Here is a 963-nt window from a genome sequence, read left to right as displayed (position 1 = left end):
GCGCGGCCCGTGGGTCCTCCTGTCGCGGCGGCCCGTCCACCGGGTGCTCCCGCCGGGGCGCCCACGGCGGCCCGTCCGGCCGCGCCCCAGACGCCGCAGCCTCCGGCGGATGACGGGACCAACACGGTGCCGCCGCAGGGGCAGCTCCAGCAGTACTCGCCCATGCAGCTTTATGGGCGCATCGCCGCGGGCGAGCAGACGGGCCTGCTGACGCTGGGGCTCTCGGACCGCACGCTGTCGATCCACTTCCGCAAGGGCAGCCCGGAGTTCGTGGACTCGTCGCACGCGGAGGACGCGCTGGGCGTGTCGCTGCTGGGGGCGCGGCTCCTGACGGCGGAGCAGCTCCAGCAGGCGGAAGGCGCCAAGGAGCGCTTCGGGGGTGACCTGCTCGCGGCGCTGTTCGGGTTGGGGCTGCTCCAGCCGGCGACGGCGTTCACGCAGCTGGCGCAGCGGGCGCTGGGCATCCTGGGCAAGGCGCTGCGAGCGGAGTCCGGGACGTTCTCCTTCGAGGCGCGCGACCTGGCGGCGCAGAAGGCGATGCCGCTGGGCAACCGCTGGGCGCTGCTCAGCGACCAGGTGCGCCGCATGCCGACGGCGGACCTCAAGCGGCGGCTGGCCTACGTGCTGCCCATGCCCATCATGAAGTCCGGGGGCCGGGTGGCCTCCAGCGACCTGCGCCTGACGCCGCACGAGGTGCGCGCGCTCGCCTTCATCGACGGGGTGCGTTCGCTGGGGCAGCTGCTCCAGGACGTGCCGCAGGACGCGGAGCACCTGCTGCGCGTGGCGTTCCTGTTGAAGGAGCTGAACGGCGTCTCGTTCGCGGCGGCCTCGCGCACGCAGGCAGCGGCGGCGCCTCCTCCGGCCTCGGGCCCCACGGCCACCGCCGCGCCTGGAGCGGCGCCCCGTCCTCCTGGTGCCGCGCCCACGGCGGGCCCGGGTGCCCGTCCGTCCGGCAGCGTGCCC

General features: G+C 75.6%; 1 protein-coding gene. It reads left to right on the top strand.

The genetic code is table 11. The annotated features are described in order from the left end of the window. Positions 1 to 963 (top strand): DUF4388 domain-containing protein (locus ACLEQD_RS44245; RefSeq protein ID WP_410391908.1); only part of this gene is annotated, 963 nt, incomplete at both ends.

The organism is Corallococcus sp. 4LFB, from assembly GCF_046520365.1.
In the GTDB taxonomy this organism is placed as follows: Bacteria; Myxococcota; Myxococcia; order Myxococcales; family Myxococcaceae; genus Corallococcus; species Corallococcus caeni.
Note: the sequence above shows the minus strand (reverse complement) of the source record. Positions and strands in the feature narration are given on the sequence as shown.